13 protein-coding genes are annotated in these 13,513 nt (G+C 62.1%); 12 read left to right on the forward strand and 1 reads right to left on the reverse strand.

Features of this window, described 5'->3' with window-relative positions; all coding sequences use genetic code 11:
* The first annotated feature begins 24 nt into the window (after nt 1-24).
* The 6 genes from MUN46_RS11765 to MUN46_RS00445 all read left to right on the forward strand — a co-directional run bounded on the left by MUN46_RS11765 (nt 25) and on the right by MUN46_RS00445 (nt 4,374).
* Nucleotides 25-399, forward strand: coding sequence for a M20/M25/M40 family metallo-hydrolase (locus tag MUN46_RS11765; protein ID WP_422732587.1), 375 nt, complete (start codon nt 25-27; stop codon nt 397-399).
* Between the two features lie 238 nt (nt 400-637).
* Nucleotides 638-874, forward strand: a complete 237-nt coding sequence (locus MUN46_RS00425; RefSeq protein ID WP_243376858.1) for a hypothetical protein — start codon at nt 638-640, stop codon at nt 872-874.
* Between the two features lie 144 nt (nt 875-1,018).
* Nucleotides 1,019-1,381, forward strand: coding sequence for a helix-turn-helix domain-containing protein (locus MUN46_RS00430; RefSeq protein ID WP_243376857.1), 363 nt, complete (start codon nt 1,019-1,021; stop codon nt 1,379-1,381).
* Nucleotides 1,382-1,555: 174 nt separating this feature from the next.
* Nucleotides 1,556-1,813, forward strand: coding sequence for a hypothetical protein (locus MUN46_RS00435; protein ID WP_243376856.1), 258 nt, complete (start codon nt 1,556-1,558; stop codon nt 1,811-1,813).
* Between the two features lie 143 nt (nt 1,814-1,956).
* Nucleotides 1,957-2,469: a DDE-type integrase/transposase/recombinase gene (locus MUN46_RS00440; RefSeq protein WP_243376855.1), complete on the forward strand. Its 513-nt coding sequence runs from the start codon at nt 1,957-1,959 to the stop codon at nt 2,467-2,469.
* Between the two features lie 135 nt (nt 2,470-2,604).
* Nucleotides 2,605-4,374 carry an IS1634 family transposase gene (locus MUN46_RS00445; protein WP_285230516.1) on the forward strand — a complete coding sequence of 590 codons (1,770 nt, stop codon included), beginning with the start codon at nt 2,605-2,607 and terminating at the stop codon, nt 4,372-4,374.
* A gap of 119 nt (nt 4,375-4,493) precedes the next feature.
* Here the strand turns inward: MUN46_RS00445 and MUN46_RS00450 are convergent, their stop codons facing one another.
* Entirely contained in the window at nt 4,494-5,918 is a 1,425-nt protein-coding gene (locus MUN46_RS00450) for an argininosuccinate lyase (RefSeq protein ID WP_237978535.1), read from the reverse strand.
* Nucleotides 5,919-6,110: 192 nt separating this feature from the next.
* Between MUN46_RS00450 and MUN46_RS00455 the strand changes: the two genes are divergently transcribed.
* From MUN46_RS00455 to MUN46_RS00480, 6 genes are all read left to right on the forward strand, one after another.
* Nucleotides 6,111-7,097, forward strand: coding sequence for a LysR family transcriptional regulator (locus MUN46_RS00455; RefSeq protein WP_243377689.1), 987 nt, complete (start codon nt 6,111-6,113; stop codon nt 7,095-7,097).
* A 197-nt stretch (nt 7,098-7,294) separates the two neighbouring features.
* Nucleotides 7,295-8,119 carry an SGNH/GDSL hydrolase family protein gene (locus tag MUN46_RS00460; RefSeq protein WP_243377690.1) on the forward strand — a complete coding sequence of 275 codons (825 nt, stop codon included), beginning with the start codon at nt 7,295-7,297 and terminating at the stop codon, nt 8,117-8,119.
* A 125-nt stretch (nt 8,120-8,244) separates the two neighbouring features.
* Complete coding sequence (locus MUN46_RS00465) at nt 8,245-8,478, forward strand: hypothetical protein (protein ID WP_285230517.1); 234 nt, start codon at nt 8,245-8,247, stop codon at nt 8,476-8,478.
* Between the two features lie 118 nt (nt 8,479-8,596).
* Nucleotides 8,597-8,869, forward strand: a complete 273-nt coding sequence (locus MUN46_RS00470) for a hypothetical protein (RefSeq protein WP_243377692.1) — start codon at nt 8,597-8,599, stop codon at nt 8,867-8,869.
* 610 nt (nt 8,870-9,479) lie between these two features.
* Nucleotides 9,480-12,584: a molybdopterin-dependent oxidoreductase gene (locus tag MUN46_RS00475; protein ID WP_243377693.1), complete on the forward strand. Its 3,105-nt coding sequence runs from the start codon at nt 9,480-9,482 to the stop codon at nt 12,582-12,584.
* A gap of 27 nt (nt 12,585-12,611) precedes the next feature.
* Complete coding sequence (locus MUN46_RS00480; RefSeq protein ID WP_237978541.1) at nt 12,612-13,508, forward strand: 4Fe-4S dicluster domain-containing protein; 897 nt, start codon at nt 12,612-12,614, stop codon at nt 13,506-13,508.
* Nucleotides 13,509-13,513 lie beyond the last annotated feature (5 nt).

Genomic DNA, 13,513 nt, shown 5'->3' on the forward strand with positions numbered 1-13,513 from the left:
CACGATGCCCACACGGCCGAGGGCATTGTCCTTGCGCGCTGGGCGGCCGCGCACCTTTCGGAGCTGTGCGGAAAGCTGAAGCTCATCTTCCAGCCTGCGGAGGAAGGCACGCGCGGGGCCGCGGCCATGGTGTCCGCAGGAGCGGTCGACGACGCCGACTGGTTCATAGGCTCCCATGTCGAGGCCCCCGCCCGCCTCGGGGAGATTCGCATCTGCGCCGAAAGGTTCATAGCGACCACAAAGTTCGATGTGGACTTCACCGGAATCGCCTCGCATGCGGGATCCCGCCCGGAGGCGGGCCGAAGCGCCCTTATCGCGGCCGCGACCGCTTCCGCTGCTGCTCACCGCCATTCCCCACGCCTCTCAGGGCGACACCCGGGTTTCGGTCGGGCTGCTTAACGCGGGAGAGGGCCGCAACATCACCCACGCCCACCTCAAGTTCGAAGTGCGCGGCAGCACCCACGAGGCCAACGCCTTCATGGCCTCGCGCGCGATCGAGGCCGTGCGCGGAAGCGCGGCCGCCCTGGGCGTCCGCTCCGACATCCCCAGGGCGGGCTAGGCCGATGCGATCACCTCGACGCAGGCCTCCTGCGTCCTGCTTATGGAGTGCGCCGCCGCGATTCCCGGCGCAAGGCCCATGCTCGTGCATGAAGCGGCCGGCAGCGACGACTGCACGCTCTACATGCACCGGGTCGTGGAGCGCGGCGGAAACGCCGGATTTTTCCTCTACGGCTGCAACACCCGGGGGCATCACCGGCCAGACTTCGACATCGGGGGCATGGAAAGTATGGGGCCGGGCTTTCTCATGCTGAGCGGCGCCGTGAGCCGGATTCTCGGCCTCAAGGCGGCGGGCGGCTGCCCGCGCCTGAAGTGAAGGCGCAGTCCGTTTTTTTCGCCCTAAAAAAAGCCGCCGGCGGCGCTAGCCCGCCCCCCAGACGGGCAGCGGAAAAAGGAGGCTCCTTCCTGGACTGACCCAAAAAGTTAAGACACTCCGTAATATTCAAAAAGAGTGTCTTCCGTGGTCAAACGCCTCACCTTCCAAGAACGCATCGATGTCGTCAAATACGCCGCGAGGCACGGCAACTCAGGCACCGCCCGCCACTTCGGCATTACCGCAACGCAAGTGGATTCCTGGACGGCATTTGAGAAGGCCGGCCGCCGTGAGCTCTATGAGCCCGCTTACAAGCCGCCAAAAATCACTGAGGAGCTACTTCAGAGCATCTTTTTCGACCTGGACAACGGATTATCGCTTTTGCAAGCCTGCGTCAAATACGGCTTCAAGAACACAGGCAACCTCTGCGTCGCCTTGGAGAAATCAAGGAGTGAAAAGTCCCTGCCGGCGCGGCCGTCGGCCAAAGGATCCCGGGGCCCAGGCTCCTGACCCGCTTAACGAAAAGTTGCCGGAGATAAAGCCGAGGGCCATCAGGCAGGAGCTCGGGGCACTGTGCAGGAAACAGGCAGACCTGCTCAAGGCATTTAAGGAGGAGCTAATGCAGGGCTGACCTGCTAAAAAATTCGGAGCCTTAGTCCGCGACTCACTCAAAAACAGCGGCGGGTGCTGATTGTGAAAGCGATCGATGAACTAAGGCGAAGCTATCCGCTGGCCCTGCTGTGCAGGCTTGCCGGCTTCAGCGTCAAGACGTTTTGCTACCAGAAGAAGCCTGCCGCCGGTCTGGACAAGTACGCCGCCGCCAGACAGGGCATTCTGGAGATCTGGAAGCGCCACAGGAGCTGCTGCAGGTATGACCGCCTTACCCATCCCTCAAGGCCGAGGCTGGCCTCTCCCTGGACCGCAAGACCGTGTACAGGCTGATGAAGGAGATGGACATCGCCGGCAGGGCTGCCCGGCGCAAGTACAGCTCCTGCAAGGGCGATGCGCACTGATGCATTCCCAATGAACTCAAGCGGGATTTCAACCCGCCGGCTCCGTTCAGGAGCTTCGTCACCGCCATCTCGATGTTCAGCGTCAAAGGCCAGTGGGTGTACCTCTCGCCGATCATGGACTTGTACAGCCGCGAGATTGTCGGGCTTGCCTGCGGCACCGGCCAGAGCAGGCTCTTGATCAAGGCCATGCTCGATGACTTCAAGCAAAACATGGATGCGCGCGGCGTCAGCCTGGCAGGATTGCTGCTGCACAGCGACATGGGATGGCAGTACCAGCACGGCACCTATCGCAGCGCCCTGGCCCGGATGGGGATGCGGCAAAGCATAAGCCGCAAGGGTAACTGCCTTGACAAGGCAATCATCGAGATTTTCTTCGGGAGGCTCAAAGTGGAGCTGTTCTACGGGCAGGAGAGGAAATTCAAAACCGCCCAGGAACTGATCGATGCCTTGCCGGCCATGATTCGCTGGTACAACAGGAGCGCATCAGCAAACGCACAGGCTGGAAACCCTTCGCTGAATACTCTGCAGAATATGAAAGCGCCCGCCGGATGGCGGGCGCTTTGGCGGAAACTCCCGCGATCCTAGCTCCAGAAGGGGTTGACGCAGGACAAACTCAGGCCAAATTAATTTCAAATATCCCGGAAATTCAATGATTTGAATTTGCCGGGATATTTATTTTATGGTAACATAGTCTATAATTAATAAAAACATGCTATCGCCATGGATTCTTCTGAAAACGCCTCCGGCAAAATGAACTTTTCCACTTACACGGACAAACAGGGAAGGACCTATGTCTACACCTACCGCAACAAGTGGGATCCAAAGAAGCATCAGTCGCGCATTGCGGAGCGGCATCATGTCGGCAGGCTGGATCCGCAGACCCGTCAGGTCCGTGTGGGAAAAGCCTTTCTTGCCCTTCATCCGGAATACGCCGGCAGGGACTGGTACTGGGCTGGAAACTCACTGGTCAGCGCACAGGACGTCGGAGAAGCGGAGCCGCAGGAACCGGCTTCCGATGAAGGCTGGGAGCAGAACGAGACCGTTTCCATGGGCTGCACCTGGGCGGCCCGGGAATACTGCATTCTCCACGGCATCAGGGATGACCTGAAGTCCGTGTTTGGTGCGGATCTTGCTGAAAAGCTCATGGATCTGGCCATCTTCCAGTTTGACGCCGGCCAGGCCATGATGCTCTACAGCGACTGGCTCTCAGGGGTTTATCTGCCGGGGGCCCGGCCTTTGTCCAGCCAGAGAATTTCCGAAGTTCTGGAACAGGTGGACCGCGACAAGCTCAAGGCCTATTTCAAGCTCCGCTTCAAACGCTCTGCCGAGGAAGCCCGGCAGCGCAGCGCCCTGATCAAAGCCTCGCTCAAGCCCGGCAGCTATGTCCCGCCGCAAATGCTGGCGCTGGACAGCACGAGCATCTCCACCTACTCCGAGACGATCAGAGACGCCGCCTACGGTCATGCCAAACAGAACCCGGAACTCAGGCAGGTCAACCTCGCCTTCGTCTGCGACTACGTCACCGGAGAGGCAGTCTTCGCCCACATTTACGAGGGGTCCATCAATGACGCGGCCTCTTTCCGTGAAATCCTTTTCCAGATGCGGGACGAAGGCATTGAACTGGACAAGATGCTCCTTGTCACGGACCGCGGCTACAGCAGCATCATGAACACCCAGAAATCCCTGGAGCTGAACCTGCGGTTCGTCCAGGGCGTGCGGGTCGTCGAGGACTCGGTCAAACGAAAGTTCGACAAACACAGGAAGGATTTTGAAAAACCCGCCTGCCAGTCCGGCCTGCTGGAGGTTGCCGCCGTCACCGCGCCTGACGCCGAATGGCGCTCCAACCGCCAGGACGTCAAGGTTGCCCTCCATCTCTACAGAAACAACATCCGGGCAGCAAAGGAATCTTTTGACCTGCTCAAGGCCATCGAGAAAGCCTTGAAAAAGAAGAATGAAGGGCGTTCTGTCGACAGCCAGGCCTGGCAGGACGTTAAAAATTTTCTGACCTGCACAAAGGATGACTCAGGACGCCCGGTATGGAAGCCTGACTACGAAGCAATCGAAAAGGAAACGCGCTATTACGGCTGCTTTGTCATCCGCACCAATGAGATTGCGGATCCTTTCGCCGCTTTGGAAATCTATCGGGAAAGGAATGTGGTCGAGCAGTCCTTTGACCAGTTTAAAAACGAAATCCACGGCGACAGGATCCGCTCGACGGACAGCACCTACATCGGCCGGCTGTTCATTTACATCCTCGCGCAGACCCTCAGGACCAGGATGTCCTTCAGTGCGAGGGCTCAGACTCAAAGAAATTCTGATCTGAAGCTCCCGGGCAATTCCCTGACCCTCGCACTGGCCAAACTCAGGAACGTCCAGGCCACGAAGCTGAAGACTCACAACAAATGGGTCAGCCAGCAGTTAGCAAAAAAGCATCGTGATTTGTTCACGATGCTTGGTCTTCCCGTTCCTCCCAGGGTTCTTAAAGACTAGAAACCCCGGGAGTTCAGGCTTTGGGATAAAAACAGAGTGCCTAAACTTTAAGGGTTAGTCTATTCCGAATCCCCCTCTTTTATCCCGAAGCCATCAGCCGGAGTCTTTCCTGCCGGCCGTTACATGCAGGCCTTGAACTCGCCTTCGAGCTTTTCGAGGGCACTGTCGATCTGAGCGCGCAGTTTCTGCGCCTCGGCCTTCCCGGCCTCAAGCTTCGCGCCGAACTCCTTGATCATCGCGTCCACCTCAGCCGGGGCGCAGCTCCCCTCGGTCTTCCTGCCCTCCACGATCTTCTTCGGATCCAGGGCGTCCAGGAACTCCGCCTCGCTCAACGGCAGCTCCGGGGAGGCCTCGGGGAACTCCTGCTCGATCTCCTCGCGGTAGATCTTCTTCATCTGCTCGTAAGGGAAGGCCTTCGGCAGCACGTTGTTCGCGCGAGCCCAGGAAACCATGCGACTGGCCATGTGGTGCCCGATACGGAAGGGCAGTCCGTGGTCGCGCATCAGCCGGTCGGCGATTTCCTGCGAGGCCGTCCAGTCGCTGTTGAGCTCCTCGAGAGCGCGCTCTGGGTTGATCCGCAGCGCACCCAGCACCTTGAGGAAGCGCTGCAGCATCGCCACCGCGCGGGAGGCCATGCGGCTGTTCTTGGCCGAGCTCTTGCCGTCGACCATGCCAGGCACGAGGTTGTGGGCGCGGATGTAGACCGCGTTCATTTCGGCGAGCACGTCGGAGGCGTCGGCGCGGCAGTTGTTCATGAGCCCGGGGTTCCTCTTCTGGGGCATTGCGGAGGACACGTAGGTGTTCTCGCCGCCTTCCTGCAGGATGATCCAGGGGCGCGGCTGCGCATACTGGACCATGACGTCGCTCACAAAAGAACCCACGTGGATCGCAATCGAGCCAGCGATTGAGGCGACCTCGAGCGGGAAGTCCACGGGCGTCTCGCAGGTGCAGTCGAAGGCGTTGCGGCGCGGACGGTCGAACCCGAGCGCCTCGGCCATGGCCCTGCGGTCCAGCGGCCAGCCGGTGCCGTTGAGAACCGTAGCGCCCATGGAGCACTCGTTGCTGCGCACGAGGCACTGCGCGAGCCGCTCGCGGTCGCGCTGGAACGCGGCGATGAAGCCGAGCAGGTAGTGCGCGTAGCTGTTGGGCTGCGCGGCCACGCCGTTCGTGTAGTTGGGGACGATCGTGCCGCGGTTCGCGCGGGCGAGCTCCAGCATCTTTTCAATCACGGCATCGAGCGCCCCGCAGATGGAAAGCGCGTCGTCGCGGTCGATCGCGACTCTCATCGTCGAGAGGATGTCCTGGCTCGAGCGGCCTGCGTGAATCGCGGTCACTTCGGGGCCGGTGGCGGCAATGAGCATCGGCTCATAGGTGATGTACTTGTTCACGCGCTTTGCGGGATCTTCTTCCGCGGCCTTTTCGACCGCGGCGATTCCCCGCGCCGCCTCGGAGGCGAGCTGCCTGGTGAGAAGGCCGTGCTTCAGGTTGACGACGACGGTCGCCTTGTTGATTTCAGAGATCCAGAAAAATTCGTCACGCTTCACTTCGACCTCCTTTTTGGGCCTAAGCTTGATTTGTTAAGCAAAGTGTCTTAGTTTGAAAGAAGCTTCACAACGCTCTCACTGCAAAACTATTTTGCGGCAGGGGCAAACCGCGAAGCCCGGCCGCCCCAGGGCGGCGGAGCTTCCAAAAGTGCATAATCCTATGCATAAGCAGCATCTTATACCCATTAACCCATGTCAAAAGCCGATGATCTGACCTGCTGGCGCTACTTCGCCGCCTTCGCGAAAGCCGGAACACTCACGGCCGCCGCGAACGCCCTGCAGGTGGAAGTCTCCAGCATCTCGCGCGCCATCTCGGGACTCGAGAAGGCGCTGGGCTGCGCGCTGATCCGCCACAGCTCCCGCCCCCAGACCCTCACCGAGGCGGGACAGACTGCGCTCAAGCGCATCACGCCGATCCTGAGGGCCCACGAGTCTCTCAAGCAGACCCTGATGGACGACAAGAAAACGCTCTCGGGGAACATCCGCCTGTCCTCCGCACCGGGGTTCGCCTCGCGGCAGCTCATCCCGTTGCTGCAGGAGTTCAAGAAGCTCTATTCCGCCATCACCGTGGAAATCCTCACCGGATTCAAGGAAAGCGACGTGCAGAAGGGCCTGTGCGACGTGGCGACGCTCACCGGCGTGCCGCAGCTGCCGGGGCTGTGCTTCATGAGCCGCGGGCGCAACGTCTACCTGCCGGTGGCGAGTCCGCGCTACATCGAGCAGCACGGCATGCCGCTCGAGCCGCGGCAGCTCAAGAACCACGCGGGCCTCGTCTACAACGGGCCAGTGAGGCCGGAGACCCGGGCGCTGCAGCGCGGGGAGCGCACCGAGCCGGTCATTTTTTCCACCTGCACCCGCTCGACCGACATTCTCGCGATCCGGACCGCGCTCCTCGACGGCCTGGGGGTAGCCGTGGACATGCCGCTCGTGCAGATCTACCAGGACCTCAACAAGGGCACGCTCGTTCCCATCCTTCCGGGCTGGTTCAGGCCGCCCCTCGAGTGCTTCATCGTGACCAGCCGCTCCGCCTGGCACCTGAAGCGCATCCGCATTTTCCTCGAGTGGTACGCAACGATCATGCAGAAGCAGTTCGCCTTCTACGAGTCGCAGGTGGAAGGCATCGTCGCGCTGCCGAAGGACTCCGGCCGCTGGGACAAGAAGGAGCTCTACAGAACCTGACCGGCAGGGACCCTCCGCCCCCTCTTTTCCCTTTGCGCAAACTGCAAAACTATTTTGGGCAACGGGTCTTGGGAAGAGGGCGGCGCCAACCTATGCTCTTCGTATGGCCCATAAAGCCGAGTTTCGCCGCAGCGGCCCCGCGGGCCGCTTGGGCCGGCCGAAACGAAGGCCCCGCGGCCCGGAAAAAGGAGAAGGCAATGAATACGATGTGGAAGAAGTGCATCTGCGCAGCGGCCGTCATGACCCTGATGGGGTCGGCCGCAGCCCTGGAAAACACGGTGAAGCCCCAGGTCACCGAACCGATCGCCAAAGCCCCGAAGGTGGCCCTGCTGATCGGAAACTCATACTCCTTCTACAACTGCGGCGTGCACGGCTACCTGCGCGGCTTCATGAAGGAGTCGAATCCGAAGCTCGGCATGAAGACGCGCATGATCACCATCAGCTCGGGGCCGCTTTCCTTCCACGACATGAAGTTCTACCTGAGCCCGCATGAGCAGGATCCGTACGCCCATGTGGAAAACGGCAGGCTCACGAAACCGATGTTCGACGTCGTGATCATGCAGGGGCACTCTGAGGCGGCCACCTCGGACAAGCGCCTGCCCTACTTCCGCAAGTACGCGGTGCAGGACGCGAAGCTCGTGCGCGAGGCGGGCAGCACCCCGCTGCTGGTCATGACCTGGCCGCGCCAGAACAAGCCCGCCGACATCAAAAAGATCGCCGACCGCACGATCGAGATCGGCAATGAAGCCGGCGTGCGTGTCGTGCCCGTGGGGCTCGCCTTCGCCGAAGCGCTCAAGGAGAAGCCCGATCTCGTGATGTACCAGCCCGACAAGAGCCACCCGAGCGCCGCGGGCTCATACCTTTACGGCGCGGTGCTCTACTCGGTCCTTTTCCATAAGTCGCCCGAGGCGATCAACTACCTCGGCGAGTGCGAAAAGCCCCTGCCCCCCGAGACCGCCCAGTTCCTGCGCAGAATCGCCTGGAAGACCGTGACGGAATTCTACGGCTGGAAGCTGCCTTAAAAAAAATGCTTCCCCGGCCGCTGCGTCCGCCGCCATACCCTCCCAGGCCCGGATGCGGCGGCTTTTTTGCGTCCTGCGGAAAGCGCGGCCGTCCCCGGACGGCCTCGGTCCTTGCCGCGTTGCTGTTGGCCGCCTCCCAGGCCCCGGCCGGACAGCCCCCGGGCATCCTGATCACCGGAAATTCCTACTCTTATTACAACTGCGGCGCGGACGAAGTTCTGCGCGGGCTCATGCGGGAGACCAGGCTCCGGCTGCGCTCCAAGGTCACGCTTGAGGCGGTGAGGGCGGCGCCGTCGCCGCGCATCCGCTGCCGCAGCTGCTCCGGTCACGCGGCGGCCTCCCGGGGCCCGGCATCGTGATCCTGCAGGGCAATTCGGCCGCTGCGGCTGCGGGGCACTCCGGCTTTTACCGCCGCGGAGTCCTCGTCCAGGCCGAGGCCGCGAGGCGCTTCGGGCCGGACGCGAAGCCCGCCTGAAGGTGATCCCGGTCGGGCTCGCCTTCGAACTCGCTGAAAAAACGGGGCGGGCGAAGCTTCGGATGCCCGACGGGCGGCATCCGTCGGCCGCCGGCACCTACCTCTACGGCGCTGTGCTCTACTCATCGCTTTTCGGCCGCTCGCCCGAGGGCCTCGCCTACCGCGGAGGCTGCGAAAAGCCGCTCGAGCCCGCTCTGGCCCGCTTCCTGCAGGGCTGCGCCTGGAAGGCGGTCACGGACTTCAGCGCCGGGCAGGACGGGCAGAAGGAGCGCTGAAGGCTGGGGAAGTGAGGCCGGCACAGCAGCCTCTTTTCCCCTTCCGGCCTCAAAGCGCCCGGGCGCGCACCGCCGCGGGTTCGCGGCCTCCTTCAGGACCGTCCCGCAGGAATCCCTCTTACGCGGGAGGCCGCTCCCGCAAAGGCGCATCCCGCACAAGCGTTATGCAGGATCCGAAGCGTCCCGCATAAGAAGAAATTCTTATTTATTAATAACGAGTTACCTAATACATAAAACAAATTTTCGAGCAATCCCATAAATGCGGTATAGACTTTGTATCTACCGTGTTTTCATCGTTATTCAAACAAAGAATAGCCGAAACGTGCTTCACGCATAGAAAAAATGCGCTAAGTGTAAACGCTTACTACTACAAGTTTACGCAAACCGCATTCAAAAAAGGAAAAACGTTCGGCTTTCGAAGGCGGCACCCCTCCTTGCGGCGAATTCCTCCCGCGGTCAAGCCCGTGGAAGATGGCTCTTGAAACAAGAAGCAGGCTTGTTTTGAATCCACTCGGCCGCCTCGCGCTGAACCTGTTCCCCCGGGAGACCAGACGGGGAAAAAGAGGCGGCAGGAGCCACTAAAAAAACACTCCACCGTAGGAGATCGACAATGGAAGTTTCCCGCAGAAGTTTCTTTAAGCGCGGTTTTCTTTTGGGAGGACTCGGGACCGGACTGTCCGGCGCCGCAGCTGCCGCCTCCGGCCATAAAAAGGCGCCCTACAAGCTCACCGGGGTCCAGGAATTCACCAACATCTGCTGCTACTGCTCCGGCGGCTGCGGCACGATCTGCTCGACGCGCAACGGCGAGCTCGTGAACCTCGAGGGCGACCCCGACAATCCGGTGAACCTCGGCGGCCTGTGCCCGAAGGGAGCGGCCATGTGGGGGCTGCGCAGCATCGTCACCGCGGACCGCCGCGTCCAGGCGCACCCCGACCGCGTCATCTATCCGATGGTGCGCCGCCCGGGCTCGAAGAAATGGGAAAGGATCAGTTGGGAGCAGGCCGCCAGCGAAATCGCGCGCCACGTGAAAAAGACCCGCGACGCGACCTTCGTTGAGAAGGAGTCCGGAGTCACCGTGAACCGCTGCGACGGCATCGCCACCTTCGGCGCGGCCCAGCTCAACAACGAGGAGGCCTGGCTCGTACAGAAGTTCACGCGCAGCCTCGGCTCGGTCACGATCGACAACCAGACGCGCGTGTGCCACTCCTCGACCGTCTCGGGCCTCGCCCCGAGCTTCGGCCGCGGCTCGATGACAAACCACTGGTGCGATCTCGCCAACTCCGACGTCCTCATGACGATCGGCTCGAACAACGTCGAAAACCACCCGCTGTCCTCGCGCTGGGTCGAGCGCGCCCAGGACAAGGGCGCAACCTGGATCGTGGTCGACCCCCGCTTCTCGCGCTCGGCAGCCCGCGCCGACATCTACGCGCGCATCCGCCCCGGCACAGACATCGCCTTTTTCGGCGGCCTCATCAACTACATCCTGCAAAACGAGCTCTACCAGAAAGAGTACGTCCTGCACTACACGAACGCGGCCTGCCTGATCAGCCCGGACTTCAGCTTCGATCCCGAGACCGGCCTGTTCTCGGGCTGGGATCCGAAGACGAAGCGCTATTCGAACAAGACCTGGGGCTACAACTACGACAAGACCGCGGCCTGGAAGACCGACGCGGGCTCGCAGTTCGCCTGGGTGAAGAAGCCCGGAACCCCGAAGTTCAAGACGCCGGATCTGGAGATCCTCAAGCGCGACATGACGCTCAAGGACCCGAACTGCGTGCTCAACATCATGAAGCGCCACTACGCGCGCTACACCCCCGAGGCAGTCTCGCGCGTGACCGGAATGGACATCGACGTGATGAAGAAGGTCTGGCAGGTCTACGCCTCGACCGGCAGGCCCGAGCGCTCCGGCACCTTCATCTACGCCCTCGGCCTCACGCAGCACACCTACGGCTCGCAGAACTGCCGCGCGATGTGCGTGATCCAGCTGCTGCTCGGCAACGTGGGCGTGGCCGGCGGCGGCATCAACGCGCTGCGCGGCGAGCCCAACGTCCAGGGCTCGACCGACGTCGGCGCGACCTCCCACCAGGCCCCGGGCTACCTCAACTGGCCTGACGCGAACAAGCACCCGACGCTCGCCGACTACCTCTCGCGCGAAACTTACGCAGCCGGCTACTACTCGAACAAGCCGAAGTTCTGGGTCTCGGCCCTGAAGGAATGGTTCGGCAAAAACGCGACCTACGACAACGACTACTGCTACGACCTGCTGCCTAAGATCGGCGTGGGCCGCGACGGCGGGGACTACTCCACGATCATGTCGTTCAACGAGATGCGCGACAACAAGATCAAAGGCTACTTCGTCTGGGGCATGAATCCGGCGCATTCGGCCGCGAACGCGAAGCACGTGCGCCACGCGATGGCCAACCTCGACTGGATGGTCGTCGCCGACTGGTTCCAGACGGAAACCTCGACCTTCTGGGAAGCCCCGGACATGAAGCCCGAGGAGGTGAAGACCGAGGTCTACTTCCTGCCGGCCGCGCTCATCTACGAGAAGGCGGGCTCGATCAACAACTCCGGCCGCTGGATGCAGTGGCGCCAGAAGGCCGTGGAGCCCGCCGGCGAGGCGAAGTCCGACTTCGAGATCATGATGGACCTCTGGGCCCACATCCGCGCGCTTTACGACAAGGAAGGCGGCGCCTGCAAGGACCAGATCCTCAAGGCGAACTTCGACTACACGATCGACGGCAAGCCCGACCTGCGCGCGCTGTGCTGGGCGATCAACGGCTACGAGTGCGACAGCGGCCGGCTTCTCAAGGGCTACAGCGAGCTCGGCGCCGACGGCTCGACCGCCTGCGGCATCTGGATCTTCTCGGGCTACTACAACAACGAGGCCGACAAGATGGACCCGATGAAGCAGCCCACCGCGCGCCGCGGCAAGGAAGACCCCACCGGGCTCGGGCTCTTCCCGCAGTGGTCGTTCGCCTGGCCCGCGAACCGCAGGATCATCTACAACCGCGCTTCGGCCGACCCGCAGGGACGGCCCTGGAACCCGAAAAAGGCGCTCGTCGCCTGGGACGGCCAGAAGTGGATCCAGAACGACGTGGGCGACTTCGTCACCGCGAAGGGCCCCGACGACAACGCTTTCTTCATGACCTGGGAGCAGCGCGCCAGGCTCTTCGCCTATCCGATGGCCGACGGACCGCTGCCCGAGCACTTCGAGCCGCTCGAGGCCCCGGTCAAGAACGGCCTGAACGGGCAGGGCTCGAACCCCTGCATGCGCTTTGCCGACGATCCCTCCGTGCAGCGCGGCACCCCCGAGGAGTTCCCCTACGCGGTCACGACCTACTCGGTGGTCGAGCACTGGCAGTCCGGCACCCAGACCCGCAACATCCCCTGGCTCGACGAGATCATGCCCAGCAACTTCATCGAGATTTCCACCGAGCTTGCCAAGGAAAAGGGCATCAAGAACGGCGACATGGTCCGCGTCTGGAACAAGCGCGGCTCGGTCAAGGTGCCCGCCATGGTCACGATCCGCATGAAGCCGATGCAGGTGGAGGGCAAGACCGTGCACGTCGTCGGCATGCCGCACCACTTCTCCTGGGCCACGAAGTTCGCCACCGGCGACAACGTGAACGACCTGACCCCCAATGTCGGAGATCCGAACTCCTGGATCCCGGAGTACAAGGCGTTCCTCGTCAACCTTGAGAAAGCGGCTTGATGCGCGCAGAGAATTTAGGAGATACAGATGGCTAACAACAAGGAAGTCGCCATACTTTTCGACGCTTCGCACTGCACGGGCTGCAAGGGCTGCCAGGTCGCCTGCAAGCAGTGGAACGTCCTTCCGTCCCCGCTGGGGCTCAACGCCACGCCCTTCACGGGGTCCTACCAGTGCCCGCCGGATTTAAACGGCGACACCCGGCTCATCATGACCTTCAAGGAGACCGAGTCGGGCGACAAGTACCATCCGATCAACCTGGCGATCGGCCGCCGCTCGTGCTTCCACTGCACGGACGCGGGCTGCGTGAAGGCCTGCTCTTCGGGCGCCCTCTACAAGAAGGAAAACGGCATCGTCGCCATTGACCCGGAAAAGTGCAACGGCTGCACCTTCTGCCAGAGCGGCTGTCCCTTCGACGTGCCCCGCTACCGCCCCGGCGACGGGATCGTCGACAAGTGCACGCTGTGCATGGACCGCATCGAGGAGGGCGGCGTCCCCGCCTGCGTGAAGACCTGCCAGCCCGAAGCGCTCAAGTTCGGGCCGCGCGAGAAGATGATCGCCGCCGGGCGCGCCAGGGTCGAATTCCTGAAGAAAAAGGGATTCGAAAAGGCCGAGCTCTACGGCGAGAAGGAATGCGGCGGCCTGCACATCCTTACGGTCTGCCAGTACGGCCACGAGGCCTACGGGCTGCCCACTGACCCGCATCCGAAGGCCGTGCTCGGCGCCATCCGCGGCATGAAGGCCGTCACGGGCGTGGGGACCGCCGCCGTCGTGGCCGGGCTCGCGGTTTCGTTTGCCGCCGCAGCCGGCTACCGCAGGAAGAAGGTCTCGCTCGAGGAGGCCAAGAAGAGCTGGACGCCTGAGCAGCGCGCGAAGGCGGACCGCGAAGTCAAGGAACTTCTTGAAAAAGAAGCGTCTGGAAAATAAGGAGA

It is taken from the genome of Mesosutterella faecium (genome assembly GCF_022809315.2).
GTDB lineage: Bacteria > Pseudomonadota > Gammaproteobacteria > Burkholderiales > Burkholderiaceae_F > Mesosutterella > Mesosutterella faecium.

Bases quoted from the DNA above. Each gene is read 5' to 3' on its own strand.
- MUN46_RS00425 (WP_243376858.1), top strand. From the start codon at position 638: ATGCTCGTGCATGAAGCGGCCGGCAGCGACGACTGCACGCTCTACATG.
- MUN46_RS00475 (WP_243377693.1), top strand. From the start codon at position 9,480: ATGGAAGTTTCCCGCAGAAGTTTCTTTAAGCGCGGTTTTCTTTTGGGA.
- MUN46_RS00460 (WP_243377690.1), top strand. From the start codon at position 7,295: ATGAATACGATGTGGAAGAAGTGCATCTGCGCAGCGGCCGTCATGACC.
- MUN46_RS00445 (WP_285230516.1), top strand. From the start codon at position 2,605: ATGGATTCTTCTGAAAACGCCTCCGGCAAAATGAACTTTTCCACTTAC.
- MUN46_RS00440 (WP_243376855.1), top strand. From the start codon at position 1,957: ATGTTCAGCGTCAAAGGCCAGTGGGTGTACCTCTCGCCGATCATGGAC.
- MUN46_RS00480 (WP_237978541.1), top strand. From the start codon at position 12,612: ATGGCTAACAACAAGGAAGTCGCCATACTTTTCGACGCTTCGCACTGC.
- MUN46_RS00455 (WP_243377689.1), top strand. From the start codon at position 6,111: ATGTCAAAAGCCGATGATCTGACCTGCTGGCGCTACTTCGCCGCCTTC.